25 protein-coding genes are annotated in these 24,617 nt (G+C 43.7%); 22 read left to right on the top strand and 3 right to left on the bottom strand.

The genetic code is table 11. The features are described 5' to 3' along the window. Positions 1 to 34: 34 nt before the first annotated feature. The 22 genes from atpF (at position 35) to FFM84_RS11650 (ending at position 21,417) form a co-directional block, all read left to right on the top strand. A complete protein-coding gene (gene atpF / locus FFM84_RS11755; protein WP_130845639.1) occupies positions 35 to 550 on the top strand; it encodes a F0F1 ATP synthase subunit B in 516 nt (171 codons plus the stop codon). Further along, positions 540 to 1,085 (top strand): ATP synthase F1 subunit delta, encoded by a 546-nt coding sequence (gene atpH / locus FFM84_RS11750; RefSeq protein WP_130845640.1) that lies wholly within the window; start codon positions 540 to 542, stop codon positions 1,083 to 1,085. Before atpF ends, atpH begins: the two co-directional genes overlap by 11 nt. 30 nt (positions 1,086 to 1,115) lie before the next feature. Next, positions 1,116 to 2,636 carry a F0F1 ATP synthase subunit alpha gene (gene atpA / locus FFM84_RS11745; RefSeq protein ID WP_130845641.1) on the top strand — a complete coding sequence of 507 codons (1,521 nt, stop codon included), beginning with the start codon at positions 1,116 to 1,118 and terminating at the stop codon, positions 2,634 to 2,636. A gap of 30 nt (positions 2,637 to 2,666) precedes the next feature. Further along, a complete protein-coding gene (locus tag FFM84_RS11740) occupies positions 2,667 to 3,611 on the top strand; it encodes a F0F1 ATP synthase subunit gamma (RefSeq protein WP_130845642.1) in 945 nt (314 codons plus the stop codon). Between the two features lie 24 nt (positions 3,612 to 3,635). Beyond that, complete coding sequence (gene atpD / locus FFM84_RS11735) at positions 3,636 to 5,039, top strand: F0F1 ATP synthase subunit beta (protein WP_130845643.1); 1,404 nt, start codon at positions 3,636 to 3,638, stop codon at positions 5,037 to 5,039. Between the two features lie 11 nt (positions 5,040 to 5,050). After that, positions 5,051 to 5,479 carry a F0F1 ATP synthase subunit epsilon gene (locus FFM84_RS11730; RefSeq protein ID WP_130845644.1) on the top strand — a complete coding sequence of 143 codons (429 nt, stop codon included), beginning with the start codon at positions 5,051 to 5,053 and terminating at the stop codon, positions 5,477 to 5,479. A 415-nt stretch (positions 5,480 to 5,894) separates the two neighbouring features. Continuing rightward, a complete protein-coding gene (murA, locus tag FFM84_RS11725; protein WP_130845645.1) occupies positions 5,895 to 7,211 on the top strand; it encodes a UDP-N-acetylglucosamine 1-carboxyvinyltransferase in 1,317 nt (438 codons plus the stop codon). 95 nt (positions 7,212 to 7,306) lie between these two features. Then, positions 7,307 to 7,861: a GNAT family N-acetyltransferase gene (locus tag FFM84_RS11720; protein WP_130845646.1), complete on the top strand. Its 555-nt coding sequence runs from the start codon at positions 7,307 to 7,309 to the stop codon at positions 7,859 to 7,861. A gap of 107 nt (positions 7,862 to 7,968) precedes the next feature. Further along, positions 7,969 to 8,964: a rod shape-determining protein gene (locus tag FFM84_RS11715; protein ID WP_130845647.1), complete on the top strand. Its 996-nt coding sequence runs from the start codon at positions 7,969 to 7,971 to the stop codon at positions 8,962 to 8,964. 6 nt (positions 8,965 to 8,970) lie between these two features. Then, positions 8,971 to 9,246 (top strand): membrane protein insertion efficiency factor YidD, encoded by a 276-nt coding sequence (gene yidD, locus FFM84_RS11710; protein WP_130845648.1) that lies wholly within the window; start codon positions 8,971 to 8,973, stop codon positions 9,244 to 9,246. Beyond that, positions 9,230 to 9,460, top strand: coding sequence for a DUF2969 domain-containing protein (locus FFM84_RS11705; RefSeq protein ID WP_130845649.1), 231 nt, complete (start codon positions 9,230 to 9,232; stop codon positions 9,458 to 9,460). Before yidD ends, FFM84_RS11705 begins: the two co-directional genes overlap by 17 nt. A gap of 89 nt (positions 9,461 to 9,549) precedes the next feature. After that, a complete protein-coding gene (locus FFM84_RS11700; protein ID WP_130845650.1) occupies positions 9,550 to 10,755 on the top strand; it encodes an FtsW/RodA/SpoVE family cell cycle protein in 1,206 nt (401 codons plus the stop codon). Between the two features lie 29 nt (positions 10,756 to 10,784). After that, on the top strand, positions 10,785 to 11,081 hold the full coding sequence (locus FFM84_RS11695; protein WP_130845651.1) for a glycine cleavage system H family protein: 297 nt from the start codon (positions 10,785 to 10,787) through the stop codon (positions 11,079 to 11,081). A gap of 381 nt (positions 11,082 to 11,462) precedes the next feature. Beyond that, on the top strand, positions 11,463 to 12,497 hold the full coding sequence (locus tag FFM84_RS11690) for a methionine ABC transporter ATP-binding protein (protein WP_130845652.1): 1,035 nt from the start codon (positions 11,463 to 11,465) through the stop codon (positions 12,495 to 12,497). Next, entirely contained in the window at positions 12,490 to 13,179 is a 690-nt protein-coding gene (locus tag FFM84_RS11685) for a methionine ABC transporter permease (RefSeq protein ID WP_130845653.1), read from the top strand. Before FFM84_RS11690 ends, FFM84_RS11685 begins: the two co-directional genes overlap by 8 nt. A 40-nt stretch (positions 13,180 to 13,219) precedes the next feature. Further along, on the top strand, positions 13,220 to 14,050 hold the full coding sequence (locus tag FFM84_RS11680; RefSeq protein ID WP_130845654.1) for a MetQ/NlpA family ABC transporter substrate-binding protein: 831 nt from the start codon (positions 13,220 to 13,222) through the stop codon (positions 14,048 to 14,050). A 151-nt stretch (positions 14,051 to 14,201) separates the two neighbouring features. Continuing rightward, positions 14,202 to 15,128: an L-lactate dehydrogenase gene (locus tag FFM84_RS11675; protein WP_130845655.1), complete on the top strand. Its 927-nt coding sequence runs from the start codon at positions 14,202 to 14,204 to the stop codon at positions 15,126 to 15,128. 131 nt (positions 15,129 to 15,259) lie between these two features. Continuing rightward, a complete protein-coding gene (locus tag FFM84_RS11670) occupies positions 15,260 to 16,234 on the top strand; it encodes a DUF2785 domain-containing protein (protein WP_130845656.1) in 975 nt (324 codons plus the stop codon). 19 nt (positions 16,235 to 16,253) lie between these two features. Then, on the top strand, positions 16,254 to 17,282 hold the full coding sequence (locus tag FFM84_RS11665) for a zinc-binding alcohol dehydrogenase family protein (protein ID WP_130845657.1): 1,029 nt from the start codon (positions 16,254 to 16,256) through the stop codon (positions 17,280 to 17,282). Between the two features lie 101 nt (positions 17,283 to 17,383). Beyond that, positions 17,384 to 18,496 carry a D-alanine--D-alanine ligase family protein gene (locus FFM84_RS11660; protein ID WP_130845658.1) on the top strand — a complete coding sequence of 371 codons (1,113 nt, stop codon included), beginning with the start codon at positions 17,384 to 17,386 and terminating at the stop codon, positions 18,494 to 18,496. Positions 18,497 to 18,567: 71 nt separating this feature from the next. Continuing rightward, entirely contained in the window at positions 18,568 to 20,112 is a 1,545-nt protein-coding gene (locus FFM84_RS11655; RefSeq protein WP_130845659.1) for a glycerophosphodiester phosphodiesterase, read from the top strand. A 408-nt stretch (positions 20,113 to 20,520) separates the two neighbouring features. Beyond that, the gene (locus FFM84_RS11650; protein WP_130845660.1) at positions 20,521 to 21,417 is read left to right on the top strand and encodes a helix-turn-helix transcriptional regulator; all 897 of its coding nucleotides are present in this window, start codon (positions 20,521 to 20,523) and stop codon (positions 21,415 to 21,417) included. Between the two features lie 631 nt (positions 21,418 to 22,048). Here the strand turns inward: FFM84_RS11650 and FFM84_RS11645 are convergent. The 3 genes from FFM84_RS11645 to FFM84_RS11635 form a co-directional block, all read right to left on the bottom strand. Further along, the gene (locus FFM84_RS11645) at positions 22,049 to 22,531 is read right to left on the bottom strand and encodes a universal stress protein (RefSeq protein WP_130845661.1); all 483 of its coding nucleotides are present in this window, start codon (positions 22,529 to 22,531) and stop codon (positions 22,049 to 22,051) included. Between the two features lie 69 nt (positions 22,532 to 22,600). Further along, positions 22,601 to 22,882, bottom strand: coding sequence for a hypothetical protein (locus tag FFM84_RS11640; protein ID WP_130845662.1), 282 nt, complete (start codon positions 22,880 to 22,882; stop codon positions 22,601 to 22,603). A gap of 327 nt (positions 22,883 to 23,209) precedes the next feature. Then, a complete protein-coding gene (locus tag FFM84_RS11635) occupies positions 23,210 to 24,490 on the bottom strand; it encodes a replication-associated recombination protein A (RefSeq protein WP_130845663.1) in 1,281 nt (426 codons plus the stop codon). Positions 24,491 to 24,617 lie beyond the last annotated feature (127 nt).

Here is a 24,617-nt window from a genome sequence, read left to right as displayed (position 1 = left end):
TTTTGATAAAAATGGAAGAAGGAGGTGTCATTAGATGCTCTCGCATTTAATTATCGGTGCATCCGGTCTATATCTGGGCGATATGCTATTTATTGCAATTAGTTTCTTAGTTTTGATGGCCTTGATTGCGTTAGTTGCATGGAATCCAATCACGAAAATGATGGGTGAACGGGCTAACAAAATCGCTAACGACATTGATACGGCTGAAAAGTCACGGCAAGAAGCCAGCGACTTAGCTGATCAACGGCGTGAAGCCTTATCACATTCACGGAGCGAAGCCAGCGACATTGTGGCTGATGCTAAGCAAAGTGGTGAAAAACAACGGGCAACCATTGTGGCTGATGCTCAAAACGAAGCAACGCAGTATAAACAAAACGCGCGTAAAGATATTGAACAGGAGCGTCAGGATGCCTTAAAGAACGTCCAATCCGACGTTGCTGACATTTCTGTACAAATTGCTTCAAAGATTATCAAGAAGCAATTAGACCCTGAAGGCCAACAAGCATTAATTAATTCATATATTGAAGGGTTGGGAAAGCATGAGTCTTGATAATCTTACAATTGCCAATCGTTATTCAAAGGCACTCTTTGAATTGGCAGCCGAAAAAGATCAGACCGAAGCATTCCTGACTGAATTGAAGCAATTGCGGCAAGTCTTTATCGACAACCCTCAATTGGCAGAGGTCCTAGCAGGATCATTGCTAACGGTTGATCAAAAGCAGACGACCCTGCGTACTTTGACTGACCAAGCGTCAGAATATATTAAGAATTTTATTCAAATGTTGTATGATTACGGCCGTATGCGGAACTTGGTAGCGATTATCGATGCGTTTGAACAACGTTACGATGATGCACAACAAATTGTGCATGCCGAAGTCACGTCAGCGGTCAAGTTGTCCGATGAGCAAGCTAAAGCCATCGCAGCAGCGTTTGCTAAACGTGTCGGGGCCAAACAGGTTCAACTGACTCAAAAAGTTGACCCCGAAATCATTGGTGGCGTTATTGTGAAATCAAACAATCAAACGTTTGACGGTAGCGTGGCGTTACAACTAATGAATTTAAAACGAGCACTCATCAACAATTAAAAAAGTCTTTTACGAAGAGGTGAAACTTTTATGAGCATTAAATCTGAAGAAATCAGTGCTCTAATCAAACAACAATTAGAAAGTTATCAAACTGAGCTCTCAGTTGCTGAAACTGGTACTGTCACCTACGTTGGTGATGGGATCGCCCGTGCCCATGGACTCGACAATGCCTTACAAGGGGAATTGTTAGAATTCAATAACGGTGTTTACGGGATGGTGCAAAACCTTGAAAGCAACGATGTTGGTATCGTTGTCTTAGGTGATTTTGATGGTATTCGCGAAGGTGATACTGTTAAACGGACTGGCCGGATCATGGAAGTTCCTGTTGGGGAGGCCATGATTGGCCGGGTTGTTAATGCCTTAGGTCAACCAATTGATGGTTTAGGTGAAATCAAGACCACGAATACGCGGCCAATTGAACATAAAGCACCTGGCATCATGGAACGTCAATCGGTTGACGAACCCCTCCAAACTGGGATTAAGGCCATTGATGCTTTAGTACCAATTGGTCGTGGCCAACGTGAATTGATTATCGGTGACCGTAAGACTGGTAAAACATCAGTTGCTATCGATGCAATCTTGAACCAAAAAGATCAAGATATGATCTGTATCTATGTGGCTATTGGTCAAAAAGATTCAACTGTCCGCGCTCAAGTGGAAGCGTTGAAGAAGTTTGGCGCCATGGATTACACGATCGTGGTTACTGCTGGTCCTTCTGAACCAGCACCATTGCTTTACTTAGCACCTTATGCTGGGGCCGCAATGGGTGAAGAATTCATGGCTAACGGCAAGCATGTTTTGATCATCTATGATGATTTATCAAAACAAGCAACCGCTTATCGTGAACTCTCATTGATCTTACGTCGTCCTCCAGGTCGTGAAGCTTATCCTGGGGATGTTTTCTACTTGCATTCACGGTTGCTCGAACGGGCTGCCAAGTTGAATGATAAGTTGGGTGGCGGTTCAATGACGGCCTTACCAATTATCGAAACGCAAGCTGGGGACATTTCGGCTTATATTCCAACCAACGTTATTTCTATCACCGATGGACAAATCTTCTTGGATAGTGATTCCTTCTATTCAGGGGTTCGGCCAGCGATCGATGCCGGGGCTTCAGTTTCTCGGGTTGGTGGGGATGCTCAAATCAAAGCGATGAAGTCCGTTGCTGGGACCTTACGTTTGGATTTGGCTTCCTATCGTGAATTGGAATCCTTCTCACAATTCGGTTCAGATTTGGATGCGGCAACGCAAGCTAAATTGAATCGTGGTCAACGGACGGTTGAAGTCTTGAAACAACCTGTGCATTCACCACTTAAAGTCGAAGAACAAGTTATGATCTTGTATGCTTTGACTAAGGGGTATTTGGACAAAGTTGCCGTTGACGATATTGCGCGGTATCAAACAGAAATGTTTGATTTCATCCACAGTAGCCATCAAGATCTTTTTGATACGATTGTATCAACGAAGAAATTGCCAGATACTGATCAGGTCAATGCGGCCTTAGATGAATTTGCCAAGCAGTTCCAACCAACTGCGGCAGCTGCTAAGTAATTAAGCGCTGAAAAGGATGGTGAGTAGTGCATGGCAGAATCATTAATGGATGTCAAGCGCCGGATCGACTCAACCAAGAAGACCCACCAGATCACGTCCGCAATGCAAATGGTGTCAACATCTAAGTTGAGCCAGATTCAAAAGCATACGGGCACGTATCAAGTGTATGCTTCTAAGGTTGAAAGTATCGTTTCACATCTTGCCAAAGCTCATCTGATGTCAGCTAGTGCCGGCGTACCCAACAGTAATTCTAATACCATTTCGGTAAGTGAATTGTTGGCGCAACGCCCCGTTAAACATACCGGTTTATTAGTGATTACCTCCGACCGGGGGTTAGTTGGGAGTTATAACAGTAGTGTCTTGAAACAGACCAACGCTTTTATGCAAGAACACCAACTAAACGCTGATAATTCGGTTGTTTTGGCGGTTGGTGGTACGGGTGCTGACTTCTATAAGAAGAACGGGTTAAACGTGGCTTATGAATACCGCGGCGTTTCTGACGTCCCAACCTTCAAAGAAGTTCGTGAAATCGTTAAAACCGTGACGTCGATGTACCATAACGAAGTGTTTGATGAACTTTACGTCTTCTATAATCACTTTATCAACCGGTTATCTTCAGGTTTTCGGACAGTTAAAATGCTGCCGATTTCTGAAGAAACGTTTGAACAAAGTGAAGAAGATAATCGTAAAGCCAAAGACAGCCGGGTCGATGTTGGTCCGGAATACGAAATGGAACCATCGGAAGAAGCGATTTTATCAGCCGTATTACCACAATATGCTGAAAGTTTAGTGTATGGCGCCGTTTTGGATGCCAAGACCGCTGAACACGCCTCATCGTCAACGGCGATGAAGGCGGCATCAGATAATGCTGGCGAGTTAATTGATAAGCTAAATCTGAAATATAACCGCGCTCGTCAAGCCGCAATTACCACTGAAATTACCGAAATCACTGGTGGCTTGGTCGCGCAAGAATAACGAATTGGGAGGAATTAACGACTAATGAGTACAGGTAAAGTTGTACAAGTTATTGGACCCGTCGTTGACGTTGAATTCTCTCTAAACGATAAATTACCTGATATTAATAACGCCTTAATCATCCATAAAGATGGCGACGATACTTTAACGGTTGAAGTTTCGCTAGAATTAGGTGATGGGGTTGTTCGGACTGTCGCAATGGACGGTACGGATGGTTTACGTCGCGGGATGGCCGCTGAAGACACTGGTTCTTCAATTACGGTTCCCGTTGGTAAAGAAACGTTAGGTCGGGTATTTAACGTCTTAGGGGAAACCATTGATGGTGGTCCAGAATTCGGTCCAGATGCAGAACGTAACCCGATTCATCGGGATGCACCTGCTTATGATGAACTGACAACCAGTACGGAAGTATTGGAAACTGGGATTAAAGTTATTGATCTCTTAGCACCATATGTTCGTGGTGGTAAGATTGGGTTGTTCGGTGGTGCCGGTGTTGGTAAAACCGTCTTAATCCAAGAATTGATCCATAATATCGCGCAAGAACACAATGGGATTTCTGTCTTTACGGGGGTCGGCGAACGGACTCGTGAAGGGAATGACCTTTACTTCGAAATGAAGGGTTCTGGTGTTTTAAAGAACACTGCCATGGTTTATGGTCAAATGAACGAACCACCTGGTGCCCGGATGCGGGTTGCCTTGACTGGGTTAACAATCGCGGAATACTTCCGGGATGTTGCTGGCCAAGACGTGTTGTTGTTCATTGATAATATCTTCCGGTTCACGCAAGCTGGTTCTGAAGTTTCCGCCTTATTAGGTCGGATTCCATCAGCCGTTGGTTACCAACCAACGTTGGCGACTGAAATGGGTCAATTGCAAGAACGGATCACGTCAACGAAGAAAGGTTCCGTTACGTCGATTCAAGCCGTTTACGTGCCTGCCGATGATTATACCGATCCGGCACCTGCAACGACTTTCGCCCATTTGGATGCGACGACCAACTTGGAACGTTCATTGACAGAACAAGGGATTTATCCTGCCGTTGACCCATTGGCTTCTTCATCAATCGCTTTGGACCCATCAATTGTTGGGGACGAACATTATCAAGTTGCCACTGAAGTTCAACGTGTTTTGCAACGTTATCGTGAATTACAAGATATCATTTCAATCTTAGGGATGGATGAATTATCTGATGATGAAAAGACCGTTGTTGCACGTGCACGGCGGATTCAATTCTTCTTATCACAAAACTTCTTCGTGGCTGAAAACTTCACGGGCCAACCTGGATCATACGTACCAATCAAGGAAACCGTTAAAGGCTTTAAAGAAATCCTTGAAGGTAAATATGATGATTTACCAGAAGATGCTTTCCGTCAAGTTGGTAAGATCGAAGATGTCGTTGAAAAAGCGAAATCGATGGTCACTGATTAGGAGGGGTTAATATGGCTGACAATGCAAACTCATTAACCGTTAGCATCGTAACTCCCGACGGTCAGGTCTACGAAAATAAAACACCGATGTTGATTGTTCGGACGATTAACGGGGAATTGGGGATTTTACCAAACCATATTCCAGTTATTGCATCGTTGGCAATTGACGAGGTCCGTATCAAACAACTCGAATCAGATCAAGAAGACGATGAAATTGCCGTTAACGGTGGTTTCGTAGAATTCAGTAATAACACGGCAACCATTGTCGCTGATAGTGCTGAACGTCAAAATGATATTGATGTTGCGCGGGCGGAAAATGCACGGAAACGTGCTGAAAGTCGGATTCAAGCGGCACAACAAAAGCATGATGATGCTGAGTTGTCTCGCGCCCAAGTTGCCTTGCGACGGGCTATGAACCGATTGAATGTGGCTCGGCGTTAATGTCGGTCACCAAAAAGTACCACAACCAAGTTGGTTGTTGGTACTTTTTTTGTGCCGTCATATTCGATTAACTAACTATGGTTAATACCGGCTAACCCAAAAATGTAACGAAATTGTAAAATGTAATATTTGCGGCGGCCTTCCTATGTTATGATGATTAGGAAACCAACAGGCTAAGGCACGAGATAAGTGTTTAAACGTGATCAAAACTTGTTAGGCTGTTTTTCTTTATTTGGATTGCTTTTTGGGTATGGCAACTATTGTGGTTTATTTTATAGATAGTGTGTCAATATGACCCAAATCGTAAATGTAATGACCAATGATTATTGACTAGCCAACTAGTCAATTCTTGATGCAATCCAAAAACTAGTGTAGCTGGTATGTTAATAATCGTTAGTGTATGGAGGGTTTATCCATGGAAGAAATTTTGGTTCATGGCGGTCGGCGTTTAGCAGGTCATGTGCATATTGAAGGTGCCAAAAATGCGGTTTTGCCCATTTTAGCAGCAGGACTGTTAGCTAGTAGTGGCACAACCAATCTGACCAATGTGCCGGTTTTGTCCGACGTGTTTACCATGAATAATGTCTTACGTTTTTTGAATGCAAAAGTTAATTTTGATGAAATCAATAAAGAAGTTAGTATCGATGCTAGCCATGAGTTATCTTCTGAAGCACCGTTTCAATATGTGTCAAAGATGCGGGCCTCAATCGTTGTGATGGGACCGTTGTTGGCACGTTTGGGACATGCTAAAGTTGCGATGCCTGGTGGTTGTGCGATCGGGTCGCGACCAATTGACTTACACTTGAAAGGTTTAAATGCCTTGGGTGCTGAAATTGAACGCCACGATGGCTACGTTGAAGCCACTGCCGAAAAATTACACGGTGCTTCAATTTATTTAGACTTTCCAAGTGTGGGGGCGACTCAAAACATCATGATGGCAGCCACGCTCGCCGAAGGGACCACCGTGATGGAGAATGTGGCTCGTGAACCTGAAATTGTTGATTTAGCGAACTTGCTAAATCAGATGGGGGCTAATGTGACCGGCGCTGGTACCGAAACCATTCGGATTGAAGGCGTACCTGCCTTGCATGGGTGTGATCATAGCATCGTGCAAGATCGAATTGAAGCCGGAACTTTTATGGTGGCGGCAGCTGTGACCCAAGGTAACGTGTTGATTGAAGATGCTATTGCCGAACACAATAAGCCGTTAATTTCTAAGATGCGCGAAATGGGTGTCAGTGTCACTGAAGAACCTGAAGGTATTCGCGTGATTGGACCATTGACATTGAAACCGACTTCAGTGAAAACCATGCCTCATCCTGGTTTTCCAACCGACATGCAACCACAAATGACGATCTTACAACTTTGTGCGCAAGGCACGAGTTTGTTGACGGAAACCGTTTTTGAAAATCGGTTCATGCATTTAGATGAGTTGCGCCGGATGAATGCTGACTTCAAAATTGAAGGACGTTCGGTCATTATGTATGGGCCAACTAATTTTAGTGGGGCCCAAGTGGCGGCAACTGATTTACGAGCAGCAGCGGCATTAGTGATCGCTGGCTTGGTCAGTCGTGGTTATACAGAAGTGACGAACTTAAAATATTTGGATCGTGGTTACTTTAATTTCCATGGTAAGTTAGCGAAATTAGGGGCTGAAATTAAACGCATTAAAGTCCCTGACGCCTCAGTTTATGCTTTAAATCCCGATTTTGCGAACGAAGCGGCCGAATAGTCACAAATTAGGTCTAACCAAAACCTTCAAAATACGATAAAATCGTGTTTGAAGGTTTTTTTACGGAAATTGCACGATCATTCAGGAGGAAATTTATGTTTATTAATATTATTGACCAACATATCTCATTAAAACCCACTGAAATTGGGGACGCCGAACCCTTATTTAACTTAGTGGATGCGAACCGTGAACATTTACACCCTTGGATGCCTTGGGTGGATGCCACTAAAACAGTTGCTGATGAACGGCACTTTATTGAAAGTATGCTGACGAAACAAGCGCGTGGTGAAGTTTTTATCACGACCATTATTGTTGACGGTGAAGTTGCCGGAATGCTAGATATTCACAATATTGATCAAGCTAATCATCGCGGTGAGATCGGCTACTGGCTTGGTAAAGCGTTTGTCGGTCAAGGGGTCATGACCAAGTCTTTGGAACGCTTGGAAGAAATTGCCTTTACTGAACTAGAATTGCACAAATTGCAATTGGATGCTGATGTTGATAATCCGGCAAGTCGGGCAGTGGCTGAGCGTCGTCAGTATCATTTAGATGCTACCTTACCAGAGCATGCCTTTATCAACGGTCATTATGTTGACGAAGTCATTTACTCACTAACTGTCGATGAATGGTCACAACGTCAAGACGACTAAATCAAGAGTAAAATGGTGTCAGACCCCAATTGCTTGGGTGTTCAGACGCCAATTAGGTATGCTATAATTGTCTGTTGTATAACTGTAAGTTTGAGAGGAGAAAAAACATGGCTTTAGATATTGGTATCGACTTGGGTACTGCCAATGTTTTGATTTACGTTTCGGGGAAAGGGATCGTGTTAAACGAACCTTCTGTCGTTGCGATTGATACGAACACGAATCAAGTCTTAGCGGTGGGGTCAGAAGCTTACCAAATGGTTGGTAAAACTCCTAGCAACATTCGGGCAATCCGGCCATTGAAGGATGGCGTTATTTCGGATTTTGATGTGACCGAAGAAATGCTATCTTATTTCATTAAAAAATTAAACGTCCGCGGCATTATGTCACGGCCAAGTATTATGATTTGTACGCCAACCAACACGACCGAAATCGAACGCAAGGCGATTTTACAGGCAGCTGAAAAGTCTGGTGGTAACAAGGTCTATTTGGAAGTTGAACCTAAAGTGGCGGCAATTGGTGCCGGTATGGATATTTTCCAACCACGTGGAAACATGGTGATTGATATTGGTGGTGGGACGAGTGATATCGCGGTCTTGTCATTAGGTGATATCGTGGCCAGCAGTTCATTGCGCATGGCTGGGGATCGCATGAATCAAGACATCGTCAATTATGTCAAAGATCAACATCACTTGTTGATTGGTGAACGTAGTGCCGAACAAGTTAAGATTCAAATCGCCCAGGTCTTCAAACAAGAAGGCGATGCGGACAAGCATATGCAAGTTCGTGGTCGTGATACCGTTACTGGGATGCCACGGTCATTAGAAATCGACTCGAATGAAGTTGAAACGGCCATTCATGAAACGTTGATGCAAATTGTCAACACAGCTCATCATGTGATGGAAACCTTACCACCTGAGATTGCCTCAGACATCATTGATCGTGGCATCACGTTAACTGGTGGGGGTGCGCTTTTAAGTGGCTTAGATCAATTAATTAGCCAAAACTTGAAAATACCCGTGGTCGTTGCCGAACATCCATTAAATAACGTTGCCCAAGGGGCCGGGATTTTATTGGAACACATGCAAAAAGCAGGTAAAAAATAAGCCGTGATGCAACGGTTATTAATTAAGAGTATTCACTGGTATCAACGAGTGATTTCAGCGAATACAGCACCACATTGCCGCTATTGGCCGACATGTTCCAGTTATACGGTTACGGCGATTGAACGTTTTGGCGCCGCTAAGGGCAGTTTAATGGGGTTAGCGCGTATTTTGCGCTGTCACCCGTTTGTAAAGGGTGGGTTTGATCCTGTTCCAACCCAATTCTCCCTGCGACGTCAGCAGCCTGAATTCAAGGAGGAACCGACGCGTGTCAAAAAAAGATAAAGCTGTTTCTGTCGCATTAAACGAAACGCAAGTTAATGGTCAAACCGTTACCGAAGTGTTAATTGGCAAGCAATTGATTGGTCAAGTGACCGAAGTTGCCGCTGATCGATTTGATGCTGAAATGGCAAGTAGTAATCAAGCATTTGCCCATACCAAATCGTTTGATGAAAGTTTACAAGAAGTCTTATCCGCCTATCATTTACACAAAGGCTAATTTTTAGTTAACCTTGCAACCTGGTGTCGTTAATCGGTACCAGGTTGTTGTATAATCAAGGATATCTTAGAAAAATAAGGAGCGTTATTGTGGCAGAAGAATCCAGACTCCGTACTCAAGAAGAAGAGTCACGAATTGATTACGGTATCATATTTTCAGTCATGATGTTGGGCCTAATCGGGCTAGCCTCAATTTACGTTGCCGCTAGTCATGATTCCAGTTCCGTCAACGTGACAAAACAAGTTATTACCCAAATAATGTGGTTTATTATTGGGACGGCCTTGGCCGTGATTATTATGCAGTTTGATTCCGAACAAATGTGGCGCGTGGCACCAATTGCCTACTGGTTTGGGATCTTCCTACTCGTTGCGGTGCTGCTTTTGTATAGTAAAGCAATGTTTGATAGCACCGGGGCTAAAAGTTGGTTTGCAGTTGGGTCACTGACCTTCCAACCGTCGGAAATTATGAAACCCGCGTTTATTTTGATGTTGGGACGCGTGGTGACGATGCATAATACCGAAAATCCCGTTCATTCGATGTCAAGCGACTGGTTATTGATTGGGAAGCTGATTGCTTACACAGTTCCTGTTGCCGTACTCTTAAAGTTACAAAATGACTTTGGGACGATGTTGGTGTTCTTTGCCATTTTAGGTGGGGTCATCTTAGTTTCAGGTATCTCTTGGAGATTATTGGCACCAACCTTTGGCATTGTATTTGCCATTGCTGGGACTGCCCTGTATTTGGTTATCTCTGATAGTGGCCGGAAAGTGCTAGAAGCCATCGGGTTTAAAGCCTATCAGTTTGCTCGGATCGATACGTGGTTGAATCCATCAACGGATACGTCTAATAATGCCTATCAAGTGTGGCAAAGTATGAAAGCCATTGGATCTGGTCAAATCACGGGTCGGGGCTTTAACGTGTCACACGTGACGGTGCCGGTGCGAGAATCTGATATGATTTTCTCAGTCATTGGGGAAAACTTTGGGTTTATCGGTTGTGTCGTTGTCATTTTATTGTACTTCTTGTTGATTTACCAAATGATTCGGGTCACGTTTGATACGAAAAACGAATTTTATGCGTATATTTCAACCGGGGTTATTATGATGATCTTGTTCCACGTGTTTGAAAATATTGGGATGAGTATTGGGTTGCTACCAATGACTGGGATTCCGTTGCCTTTTATTAGTCAAGGGGGTTCGGCGTTGATTGCCAATATGGCCGGGATCGGCTTAATGATGTCGATGCGATTCCACTACAAGTCTTACATGTTCAGCCGTAATGATCGGTTTGAATAACTAAAATCAAGGAAAGTTGGGTGTTTTAAATGAGTGAAGATGCAACTTATTTCTGGACAAAAGATACTGATGGTCATACCCGGATTGGCTTAACGAAGTCAGCCCACGAAGCGTTAGGTGAAATCAAGTATGCTGAATTACCAGTAATTGGTGATAAAGTTAGTCAAAATAAGGCGTTCCTTAGCGTGGAAGCGACCAAGGCCGTTTCTGAATTTAATTGCCCGATTAACGGGACGGTTGTTGCCGTTAATCCTGCGTTAAAGGATAACTTTGATGCATTGAACAGTCTTGAAGATGGGGTTGCTTGGTTAGTTGATGTTGACTAAATTTAATTAGTTTGCAAGGACTTGACAATTTCAAAGCGCCTCGGTATACTCGAAACATTAATAAATCATTAAAAAATAACATTTTGAAAAGATGAGTAAGTGGCTACGATTACCAAGCGAGTCTCCGGTTGGTGTAAAGGAGATTAATCGTGAAACTGAAGATGGTCTTGAATCAATGTAGGTTGGTGAGCGTAAGTAAGCCGGCCTTGGTGGCACCCATTACCGTGCAGAGTTAATTTTTAACTCTTGAGATAACTGGCGTGAGTCAGTTATAAATATAGGTGGTACCACGAGACCCAGCTGCTCGTCCTATTATTATAAGCAACTTATAATAATTAGGATGAGCAGCTTTTTTTGATACAGGCGCAAGGAGGAATTGCATTGATTGAATTTAAAGACGTGACCAAAACCTTTGAGACCAAGCAAGGCACGGTTCATGCGGTCCAAGACGTTAATTTGAAAATTGAAGATGGTCATATTTATGGCATCGTTGGTTATTCCGGTGCTGGGAAGAGTACCTTAATTCGGATGCTCAATGGTTTGGAAACGCCGACTGAAGGATCTGTTAGTATTGATGACGTTGAAATTTCAGCGTTAGGCGGCTCAAAATTACGCGAACAGCGACAACACATTGGGATGATTTTCCAACATTTCAACTTACTCTGGTCACGAACTGTGTTACAAAACATTATGTTTCCACTGGAAATTGCTGGCAAATCTAAAGCCGAAGCCAAAAAGCAAGCGGAACACTTAGCCGATTTGGTTGGCTTGGCTGGTCGCGAACAAGCTTATCCGTCAGAATTATCTGGTGGTCAAAAGCAACGGGTTGGGATTGCTCGGGCGTTAGCTAATGATCCTCAAATTTTACTATCTGATGAAGCAACTAGTGCGTTAGATCCGCAAACGACCGATGAAGTTTTGGACTTGTTGTTGGATATTAATAAAAAGCTCAATTTAACGATTGTTTTGATTACTCATGAGATGCACGTTATTCGTAAGATTGCGGATCATGTAGCGGTTATGGAATCTGGGAAGATTGTCGAACAAGGTCCTGTCTTGGATGTCTTCAAGCGCCCACAACAGGCAGTCACGAAGCGCTTCGTTAATGAAGAAGTGACGCCGTCCTTAACTGATACGACCGCTGTCGTTGACCAGTTGTTGACGAAGTATCCTAAGGGAACGATCGTACAATTGACGTTCCATGGTGATCAAGCGAAGTTACCAATTGTCTCAGAAGTTTTAAAACAATATGGTAATTTGGATTTGAACATTATTGAAGGGACTATTCATCAAACCCAAGAAGGTGCGATTGGGACGTTGTATCTTCAAATTACTGGTGAACAGGCAGATATTGATGGCGCCTTAGCTTACTTACAAAAGTTACGCGTCGAAACGGAGGTTTTAAATCGTGAATGATCAAGGACTCAGCTCATATTTTAAGTTTTCTAATGTCGACTGGGGCAACATGATGACCTCAACATGGGAAACCATTTGGTTAACCTTAGTTTCGATGATTGTCGTCGCTATTTTAGGCATTGCCTTAGGGTTGTTGTTATTTGAAAGTACTGGCAGCAACAATCCACTAGTGAAGTTACTCAAATGGGTCGTTTCGCTGTTCGTCAATGTCTTTCGGTCAATTCCATTTATCATTCTGATCGTGTTGTTATTACCAATTACTCAAAAATTGGTTGGGACGATTATCGGTCCACGGGCGGCGTTACCGTCATTGATTATTTCAGCGGCACCGTTCTATGCACGGATGGTCGAATTGGCCTTTCATGAACTCGATCATGGGGTGATTGAAGCCGCCGAATCAATGGGGGCAACCCGTTGGCAAATTATTCGGAAGGTCTTATTACCTGAAAGTTTACCAGCGTTAGTTTCCGGGATTACCGTGACAACGATTTCGTTAATTGGCTATACCGCGATGGCTGGGGCGATCGGGGCCGGGGGGCTCGGTAACCTTGCTTATCAAGATGGGTTCCAATCTAATAATAATGCGATCACGTTAGTGGCAACCGTTATTATTGTTATTATCGTGTTTATTTTCCAATTTATCGGTGACTTTGCTGTTAAGCATATTGATAAACGGGCATAAATTTAGTTAGGGTTTTTAATCACATAGGAGGCATTTAGTTATGCAAAAAAAGGGAATTTTAGGGTTATTAGCAGTAGCTGCGACCGCATTTTTATTAGTCGGTTGTGGTAAATCATCTTCTTCATCAAGTAAGACCACAACCATTACGGTGGGGGCTTCCGCTGTGCCACATGCCGAAATCTTGAAGCATGTGCAACCACAATTGAAAAAGGAAGGCGTTAATTTAAAGATTAAAGTGTTCCAAGATTACGTCTTGCCAAACAAAGCATTGGCCTCAAAAGAATTAGACGCCAACTATTTCCAACACATCCCATTCTTAAAGAACTGGAATAAGGAAAACAATGGCACGATTGTATCCGCTGGGGCCGTTCATTTGGAACCAATCGGTGTGTACTCTAAAAAAGTTAAGAGTTTGAAAGACTTGAAGAAGGGCGCTACCGTTTTGGTCAGCAGCAACGTTGCCGATTATGGTCGGGTCTTAACCTTGTTCAAGGATGCCGGGTTGATCACGTTGAAGAAGGGGACCGATATTACGTCGGCCACTTTCAGTGATATCAAGACAAATAAACGTCATTTGGTCTTTAAGCATTCTTACGAAGCCAAGTTAATGCCTCAGTTTTACAAGAATAACGAAGGCGATGCGGTTGTTATTAACGCTAATTACGCTGTTCAATCTGGATTGAATCCAACTAAAGATGCCATTGCACTTGAAAAATCTGATTCGCCATATGCAAATATTGTGGCCGTTCGGAAGGGTGACCAAAATAAGCCAGCCATTAAGAAATTAATGAAAGCCTTACGTTCTAAGAGCACGCAAGCTTGGATCAAGAAGAAGTACAAGGGCGCCATTTTACCAGTATCTGGTGATTAAAACGATTAGCATGTTTGAGCCGACTAGGGATAACCTGGTCGGCTTTTTTTTTGAACATTAAAATCTCATGAGACCGCGTCCCGCTTGACTTTATATCGCTTCCAAGGTACGCTAATGCTAGTCAAATAAAATGCAGAATGGGGCAAATAAAATGCGTAAATATGGTGTTATTGGTTTAGGCCAAGTGGGTGCAACGGTTGCTTATACGTTAGTTCAACGTGGGACGGTCGATGAATTAGTATTGATCGATCATAACGAGGCCCTAGCCCAAGCACAAAAGATTGATTTGGAAGATGCGTCACCCCGGTTGGCAACTTCGACTAAAATCATTTTAAATGATTATTCGGCCTTAGCCGATGCTGAAGTGCTAATCATTGCGAGTGGTAATATTAAAGCCATTGACATGAATAGCTCAAAGGGTCGTTTTGGTGAATACGACTCGAATCAAGCGATTGTTCGTGATATTGCGCCCAAGATTGTGGCTTCCGGCTTCAAAGGTATCTTAATTGATATTATGAATCCTTGTGACGTGATGACGGATTACTTACAACGGTTAACTGGTTTTGATCACAATCGGGTGTTTGGGACTGGGACGTTCTTAGATACGGCGCGGATGCAAAAATGTGTCGGTCAAGCGTTACATACCAACAGTAAAAACGTGGACGGCTACGTTTATGGTGAACACGGTAATTCTCAATTTGTGGCCTGGTCAACGGTGCGTGTTAACGGTCAACCAATTGCCCATTTCCAAAAGAATGCGAACTTGGATTTAGATCAATTAGAAGAAGATGCGCGGCAAGGGGCGTTCGCGGTTATGAATGGTAAACACTATACCAACTTTGCAATTGCGACTTGTGGTGTTCGCTTAGCTGAGGCAGTTAGTGCTGATGCCCAATTAGCTTGTCCCGTTTCCGCTTTTGATCCAGAATTAGGGACCTATGTCGGTATGCCAGCGATTATCGGTAAAAATGGGATTGAATCCTTAATTCGTTTAGATTTAACGACAGCTGAAAAAGCGTCACTTGCAGCTTCAGCCAAATTCATTAAAGAAAATGTCGATGTCTTACCCGTTGATTAAGGGACTGATATTGGCAAATGGTTCACTTGTGCGCAAGACAGCATGGGTGAACCATTTTTAGTGTGTTTGGGACCCGCAATTGACGTGAAGCATGCTAAAATAGACATTAAATTGATCAATAGGAGACTGGCATGGATAAACAGAAATTAACCACACTAAAGGCCAATGTGCTGCAATTACGACAGCATATCCGCGCAGGTGATTTGTACCAATCATTGCCACAGCGGATTGGCTATTTAATTAATCAGATCGAAATCGTTCCGGCAACCACCGTGATTGCAGTACCTGATGGTGACGTGCTGACGTTAATTAACCAGCTACATAAAGGCTTGGATGATGGCACGTTGCGGGAGATTACCGATGAGCAACTCATGCAGTTGTTGCCGCATCTTGGCTCATTGAATCCCGCCATTCGAGATAGTGGCTGTTATTATTTAATCAATGAAGCGTTTCAACAACAATTGTTGAGTAACGACCAACTGGGATTGATTTTTGATACGCTCATTCAAGATCAACAATTATTTGCGCATATTGATGAACCAGAAAACGATGCGATTTATCAGCGGTCGTTTACGGTTTTAATTTTGGCCATCCTTTTGTATGCTGATCATGCAAGTTTTCGGTTTATGACGACGGCCCGCTTAGAACAATTGGTTCAACAGTTTACCGTTTACCTCATGTTAGAACGCGATACGCGTGGTTTCATTGGGACTAACGGTTGGGCCCATGCCTATACGCATATTGGCAACTTGTTGGAGGAGCTTGGTGAAGACGCGCGGTTGACTCGTGCGGATAAATTAATGATGTTAGCGACCTTAATTGAACGCTACCAACGATTAGATCAACCGTTAATCTTTGGGGAACCAGAACGACTCTCGTCATACTTGGCGATGATTACGTCTAAAGATGATGTTTATACTGATTATTTGTTAATGGCGTTAAAGCGCTGGCATCAACAATTGGTTATGCAGCCAGCTCCCAAGAGTGAAGTCGCTTGGACGCGGATCTTTAATCGGAATCGGCTGTTAGAAGCTATGGCACTTCACACGGACTTTCCAACGGATGTGAGTGACTATTTGGATGAAGAATTAGAGTTTTTAGGTTAATTGAAAGGAAGCTAGTCAGATGCAAGCAAAAGCAGTTGGCATTTATCAAGGGGCAGCAATTGATGCTGAATCAGGATTTCAAGATGTCACCATTGAAGTACCTAAGCCGACCGGCCGTGATATATTAGTGGCGGTCCAAGCGGTTTCTGTTAATCCGATTGATACTAAACAACGACAAGCTCAACCAGCGGTAACCACGCCACGAGTTTTAGGTTTTGATGCTGTCGGTAAAGTATTGGCTGTTGGTGAAGCGGTCACCTCAGTGATGACTGATGATATCGTCTACTACGCAGGAGCCGTTGATCGGCCAGGTAGTGATGCTGAATATCAACTGGTCGATGAACGACTAGTTGCGTTGGCACCCCAAAATTGGTCGGTCACGGATGCTGCGGGAGTGCCGTTAACCGCCTTGACCGCTTGGGAAGCTTTATTTGAAAAGCTTGGTTGGGTCCCTGAAAAGGATGCTAATAGTGGGCATAGCGTGTTAATCGTGAATGGTGCTGGTGGTGTTGGCTCGATTGCGATTCAATTGGCCAAGTGGGCTGGGTTGACGGTAATTACCACGACTGGTCGACCAGAAACCACCACTTGGGTGAAGCAATTAGGGGCTGATATGGTATTAGATTATCATCAAGATTTAGCCGCCCAGTTACAAGCTCAAGGCGTGGCGATGGTCGATAGTGCAGTGCTCTTACATTCAACTGATTTATACTTGCCAAAAATAGCGCCATTGATGCGGCCGTTGAGCACGATTGTGGCGGTGGTGACGAATGCGAAACCATTACCGATGGCTTTATTAAAGGCTAAAAGTTTAAACTTTGCTTGGGAGTTCATGTTTACAAAAGCCAACTACCAAGTCCCAGAGATGGCCACACAAGGAATGATTTTAGCTCGAGTGGCGGCGTTGGCAGATGCTGGTGTATTGGTTGCCACGACGAAACAAGTGGTGACTGGCATCAATGCGGCCACATTAACTGCGGCTCATCGCACCGTTGAAACCGGGCAAATGTTAGGCAAAATTGTGTTAACCGCGCCTTTTAACGGGTGATAACGCTAACAAAAGCGCAAAACTATTTTCAATTGGGACGAGATATTGTAGAATTAGAGAAGCCGTAGTATGAAATAAATCTTGATAGGATGAACTTAATGATGGAGACACAAAAAAAGATCCATGTTGGCTTGTTGTTTGGCGGTAACTCTTCGGAACATGATGTTTCAAAGCGTTCAGCGCATAATATTTACGATGCCATGGATAAAGAGAAGTATGACGTTGATTTATTCTTGTTAACGAAAGACGGGATCGTGTTAGATAATGCCGCGACCCAACGTATTTTTGCCGGAGAACCGGAAGATCAAGTCGTTGCTGACGAAATGCCAAAGTTAGATCTAAGTGATCCATTGGCACCCATCAAGAACTTGGCCACGGCCACGGATATTGATATTTTCTATCCAGTCGTGCATGGGAACTTGGGTGAAGATGGGACCTTACAAGGCCTTTTTAAGTTACTGAAGAAACCATTCGTCGGTAGTGGCGTGTTGGCTTCTGCTGCAAGTTTTGATAAAGACATTACGAAACAAATCTTGACTCACAATCATATTCAAAACACGAAGTACGTGGTTGTGACGCCTGAAAATCGGGATCAAATGACTTACGCTTACTTACAAGAACATGTGGGTGATCACTTGTTCATCAAGCCAGCTAACCAAGGTTCTTCAGTTGGGATTCATAAAGCTGAAACAGAACAAGAATACTTGGATGGTTTGGCAGATGCGTTTAAGTACGACTTCAAGATCTTGGTGGAAGAATCTATTGACAATCCGCGTGAAGTGGAATGTTCAATTCTTGGTAATGAAAATCCCAAGGCTTCTAAGTTAGGTGCGATTGATGTGCCTAAGAGTGACACCTTCTACGACTACAATAATAAGTTTGTGGATGCGAGTGGGGTATCATTTGAATTACCAGTTGAATTGCCTGCTGATTTAACGAAGCGGATTCAGGACATGTCTTTAGGTGCTTTTAAAGCATTAGGCTTAAAGGGTATGGCTCGAGTAGATTTCTTAGTTTCTGAAGATGGCGAACCTTACTTAGGTGAAATCAACACGTTGCCAGGGTTTACCAACATTAGTTTATATCCGAAGTTATGGGAAGTTTCCGGCATCGGTTATTCAGATTTAATTGATCAATTGATCCAATTAGGTTTTGATGAATTTAAACGACAATCAGCGATTCATTATGATTTCGTGGCTTTAGACGCCGAATAATGGCATCATCAAGGGTGACTGGGACTTTTTAGTTCTCAGTCACTTTTTTTATGGTCAGGGGGGAAGTTTTGATGCGACGGATGCAGCATGTTTTAAAACGGGGATTTGATCAGTTAACTGGGTCGCATCGTTGGGCTTGGAGTGGCGGACTGACCCTGGCAGTCGTGGTTAAAATAATGGGTGTTCAGCTAGGGGGCTGGTCAACTTTAATTGGGATAATACTATTAAGTTGTTGGTTGCCATGGTTAATGGGACATTTGCTGGAACAGCCATGGCGTTGGCGCCAATTTATTGTTCGGTGGTTAGGTCAATTAGGGCTAGCACTAAGTTGGTTGCCATTTGGTTGGGGCGGCTATTTAGCGAGTTTGCAAGCTAGTGTCGCTTTACCGGCCTCCTGGCAAAACTGGTTATTCATGACGCGTTATCACTGGTTACCGGTGGTTGGCGTTGGCTGGTTTGTTTGGTGGTTATTTTCATGGAAGTGGCTCCCAAGTTGGCGCCAACAATTTCGACAGCCAACGACGATTCGAGCCTGGTGGTTAGCTGGTTGGCGGACATCTTGGTGGTTAGGCTTGCGGACAGTCGGTCGTAGCTTGAGTCTGGTATTAGGTTGGCTTGGGTTGGCACTATTAGGACTAGGCGTGGTTGGCCTTAGTGAGTCATTGAATCGAACTTTCGGCCTAGTAATGGCACTGAGTGTTTTTGTGGGGTTACAACTTGTTCTTTGGACACTAATTGCAGGGGTGTTGAGTCCAACGACCAAGCGATTATCTCGACGATTATTTGTGGTCCTGAGTGATATCGGCTTAATGCTGATCTTAGCAGGGTGGTGGCTGAGTGGGGCTAATTTTGTCGCACCAGCGGTTATTGCACATCGTGGTGTCAATGGCCACAATGGGGTGCAAAACACGACTAGCGTGCTGAAACGGACGAATAGAGCCACGCATCCGACAGCTGTTGAGATGGACATTCAACCGACTGCTGATGATCAGTGGATTGTGATACATGATCCTACCTTGATGAATTTAGCCAAACGCCCTGGTACGGTCACTAAGTTTAAAAAATCCCAGTTAGCGGGGTTACCATTAACTGAAAATGGGCGACATGGTCAATTGAGTACGTTTTCGGGCTATTTAAAGACGGCCCATCGCTTGAAACAAGCCTTAATTGTGGAGATTAAACCCCTAGGTCAGGCCGCACAGTTAATGCCGACCTTTGCGACGCGCTATGCCAACCGACTACAACGCGATCATCACCAAGTGCATTCGCTGGATTACGTTGTTGTTGCCCGGTTGAAACAACAGGTACCTGAGTTGAAAGTGGGCTATATCACGCCGTTTTATTTAACGAATTTCAAAGCGAATGCCGCGGATTTCTATTCGTTACAAGCTTTAACGGTGACTCGTGAACAATTAGCCGCGGCTCATCGGCAACACCGCCATGTCTATCTATGGACGGTGGATCGTTCATTGGCGATGCAACGGCTGAGCGTTCTCGGCGCTGATGGGTTGATTACCAATCAGCCTGGTCGAATGCGCCGGGTATTGCGAGCGCCGCGTTTGATTTATACGCCCCAACTTTTGAATTGGGTGATTAGTTTGTTATCAATCGGTTAAGAAAATCATGAGAGTTGTGGGTCCGTCATTATGATGACTCAATAGGCTAGATGTGTGATCACTTGACTGGCAATAACGCTTGAGATAATCGGTTAGAAACCGCTTTTAAGGTTAGTGAACATCGCTTAAATTAGCTCACTTAACTAATCGTGCGTGATGATAATTTATGAGTGACGGCGATGATTAAACATGCTAACTTAATATTAAATAAGAATTAATCTTATTTCTTGCGTATTACGTGTTATCTTAATATAATAATATGCATAATTGGTATTGGCCAATTTGTTGGTGGACAATTGATAATTTTGTGGCAATTGGGTTAACACCGGCTAACTTGTACGTGGGGTCGAGTTAGTTTGGATGATTCGTGAGTTAGGTTTAAGGCAATTAACAAAAGAGGGGTTTAAGATGAGAATATTAGGAGAAAAGGTCCGCCAATTCCGGAAACGGAAGGGCATGTCACAAAAGGAGCTGGCTGAGGGTATTTGCACGCAAGCCACAATTAGTTTAATTGAAAAGAAAAACAAAATTCCAAGTATGAAAATTATGATGAAAATTTGCAATCGATTAGGAATTCGTTTGTCAGAAGTCATTATTGAAAATGATGATCAATTATATCGGACTTTTAAAAAAGTTGATCAATTGATTCGTCATGAGCAACTGACTGATGCAGCAGCGGTGTTTGAAAAAATTCGGCCAAAGCAATTACGCAGTAATACAGATAAAAAGCAGTATTATTATTATGAGGGATATTTGCAACTGGTTTTAAAGCATAATCCCGATGAAGCGATTTTTAACTTCGGTATGTTGCTGAACCAGTTTGTTAAGTCTAGCCATGACATGTATGCGATTTTAGCCACTTTGGGTACTGGTCTGGCGTATGAACGCAAGCAGTCATATGATAAAGCGGAGATTTTTGTGAAGCAAGCCGTCGCCACGCTACATGCCATGGATGCGCAAGCTGTGACGTTAGGCGACGATGATTATTTGCAAAATGAGATTCTAATCTATGCATCGGCGGCGCAGTTGTATGCCAAAATCAACTTTCCGCAAGAAGCGCTAGAATTGATTGATTTGGCTTTACAAAAGGCCCAAAATAGCCAATCGTTGTATTTGTTAGATCGTTTGTATGCCCAAAAAGCGGCCAACGAGGTTGTGTTAAACAACGTCCAAGCCGCGCATGATCATTATTATGTGGCGTATGCATTGAGTTTGGTTACACACAACACTAAGTTAACGCAACAGATCATTCAAGATATGGCTACTTACCATATTGCACCGTTGCAAGTTGCTAGTGAAGCTTAAGTCAATTAGTGAACGGCCAGTTGTTCGTAACTGGTCGTTTTTTTGTAACTAAAAGTTAAATGTGACGGTAGTAGTACTGGTCTGAGCTATGCTAAATTAGCCACCTACGCCAGTCAGTGATTCTGCCGGCTGTGGGACCGATTCCAGCCACAGTGCGGGCTTCCATCTCGCTTTTAAGCCTAGCCAGAACCGCTAGTCTCAAAAGTCGTCCACATCGTAAGCCCGGGAAAACCATCCGGACTAACGATGTTTTCACAGCTGGCGCCATCAATGGCTGACTCCGGTTATCATGCGGATGCTAGTTAATTAGCGATCACTATTATAACCGAGAGTGAGCTCACATTGAGCCCAGCCGTGGGAGGCTCTTAGCGATTTATCGCTTAGAGACTGGCGTTTTTGAAACACGGGTTTAGTGGTTCAAAACGACGGTTCAGACCGCCTTTTGGCTGAACCGGTCCGCCCACAGCGTTCCGGCTCAATGTGGGTGAACGGTAGGTGGCAAGTATGACTACCTTTGATCGATGAGTGCTTATCATATCAACGATTATTGCTAAAACCTAGCTTTCAACCTTTAGTTGGTAATCAAAAAACGCTACTAGTCAGCGACTAGTAACGTCATTAGTAATGGTGCTTATTTTTTCTTAGGCTTTGGTGCTGGTTGGTTGGCCAAATCGGTCCGCACAACTAAGACATCACAAACGGCCATCCGAGTGACATATTCGGTGACAGAACCAATTAATAATCGTTCAACGGCATTAAGACCAGTTGCGCCAATCATAATCAGATCAATGTTTAAGTCCTTAGGCACATCACGCGCGATAATGGTCTTTGGTGCCCCATATTCGATCGAATAGTCGACGTTGTTTAAACCGTCAGCTTTGGCTTCAGCGACATATTTGTCTAACGTTTTTTGAGCTGTGTCGGTTACTTGTTCAACCATAGTCGTGTCAAAACTAGAAATGTTTTGGAAGGCCCGGGTATCAACGACGTGAACCATATGAACTGCTGCTCGTGGGCCATTCCGCTTTGCAACGGCGACCGCTTTTTTAAATGCTAATTCCGCTTCGTAAGAACCATCAACGGGAACTAAGATGTTTTGATATTGTTGTAACATCACTCTCACCCCTCAATACTTTATACTTATATTGTAAAGGTTTTCGTGAAAAATAAAAAGCGTTTTCTCTTAGATGGTCATAAAACTCATCAAAAATAAGCCAACGCCCATCATAATAATACAGCCACTAGCTAAGGTGAGGGCGATCAAAGCTGTGTTTTGATAAAAAATACTGACGCAACTGGCGATGGCAACGAGTAGCATCAAGCTGCCGCCATAGCGCGCGATATTTTTGACCGCTGGGGTTTTTGTTGGATCAAACGTTAAAAATGGCTTGGCTTGATGGCTAACTAGATAATAGCCGAGTAACGCTGCAATCGCGGTATAGATAATCAGTAATAAAGTAATCAAGGGTCGAGGCCTCCGGTTGGTGTAAGTTATCAATAAAAAAAGAGTCAGGAACAAGTCCTGACTCGCGGAAGCAAGCTTCCGGAAAAACTAGTGGTGCCGTTAATCGCCCTTCAGTGTTGACCCGCTTCAAGGCAGGTGGGATCAGCTGTGAAGCTACAAAACTACCAAATGATAAGGCATGTTCGATAGCAACCTGTAGGTAATCCCAAAGTAGTATTAATTGTTCGGCAACGCTTTTGTTAGAGCAATGCGCACACCTTAGTAATTTCGACTATTAGTCTAGCATAATCGATTCGAAGTTGCAATCATTCTGCAAGGGTCGTTAATCTAGCGATTCTTCGCATTGGCTTTGAGTAGTTTTTCGTACTGTTCACCTAATGCTGCTTCAAAGCGGCCATTAGTTTTTGGTTGATAATAAGTGGCATTTTTTATGCGATCAGGGAGATACTGTTGGGCCACCCAGTCGCCTGGATGATCATGAGGATAATCGTAGCCGACCCCGTGGCCTAATTTAGCGGCATCAGCATAATGGGCATCTTTTAAATCAGCAGGAATATCACCGAAATGACCAGTACGAACTTGATCGATTGCCGCATCAATGGCGCCCATGGCTGAATTAGATTTCGGTGATAAAGCCAGTTCAATGACGGCATTGGCTAATGGAATACGTGCTTCGGGTAAACCTAACTGGTCGGCTGCTTGCACAGCAGTCACCGTATGGGCACATGCCGGGGGATTCGCTAAACCGACGTCTTCATAAGCAATGACCATTAGTCGTCGCATGATACTCTTTAAGTCACCAGCTTCAAGTAACCGAGCTAAATAATGGAGCGCGGCGTTGGCATCAGAGCCACGAATGGATTTTTGGAACGCTGAAATGACATCATAATGGGCATCACCATCTTTATCCGCCGATAGTGCTTTGCGTTGCAAGCATTCTTCGATGATTGGTTGGGTGATAGTGACGGCGGTTTCGTTAGGTTTAACTGTTGATAAGACGGCTAATTCTAGGCCATTTAGTGCGCTACGTAAATCTCCATTAGTGGCGTTGCAGAGATGACTCATGGCAGCTGGTTCTAACGTGATATCATATTGGCCTAAACCGTTCTTTTCATCAGATAATGCGCGTTCGATCGCCGTTTTGATATCAGCTGGTTGCAGTGGATGAACTTCAAAAATTTGTGTTCGACTTCGAATGGCGGGATTAATACTGATGTAAGGATTTTCAGTCGTCGCACCAATTAGGATGATACGACCATTTTCTAAGTGGGGCAGTAAAAAGTCTTGTTTGGTTTTATCGAGTCGATGAATTTCATCAAGCAGTAGAATCACGGTGCCACTCATTTTGGCTTCTTCAGCAACAATTTGTAGTTGCTTTTTGCTATCCGTGGCAGCATTTAACATCCGAAAGGCATACTTGGTCGATCCAGCAATGGCACTGGCGATGCTGGTCTTCCCGGTACCTGGTGGGCCATATAAAATCATTGAGGATAGGCGTTTGGCCGTGACCATGCGGGCGATGATTTTGCCGGGGCCGACCAAATGTTGTTGGCCAACGACGTCTTCAATCGTTTGGGGCCGCATGCGATAAGCTAATGGCTGTTGCATGTTTTTCGATTCCTCCTTGCAAAACTAGTCCCAACTATTATAGCATTTAGAAGGAACATAACCGAGTAATCGGTTTAACGTCGCGATAGTCGCAATTAATTAAAACTAAGAAAAATGAGGTTAACGT

It is taken from the genome of Lactiplantibacillus mudanjiangensis (genome assembly GCF_005405385.1).
In the GTDB taxonomy this organism is placed as follows: domain Bacteria; phylum Bacillota; class Bacilli; order Lactobacillales; family Lactobacillaceae; genus Lactiplantibacillus; species Lactiplantibacillus mudanjiangensis.
Note: the sequence above shows the minus strand (reverse complement) of the source record. Positions and strands in the feature narration are given on the sequence as shown.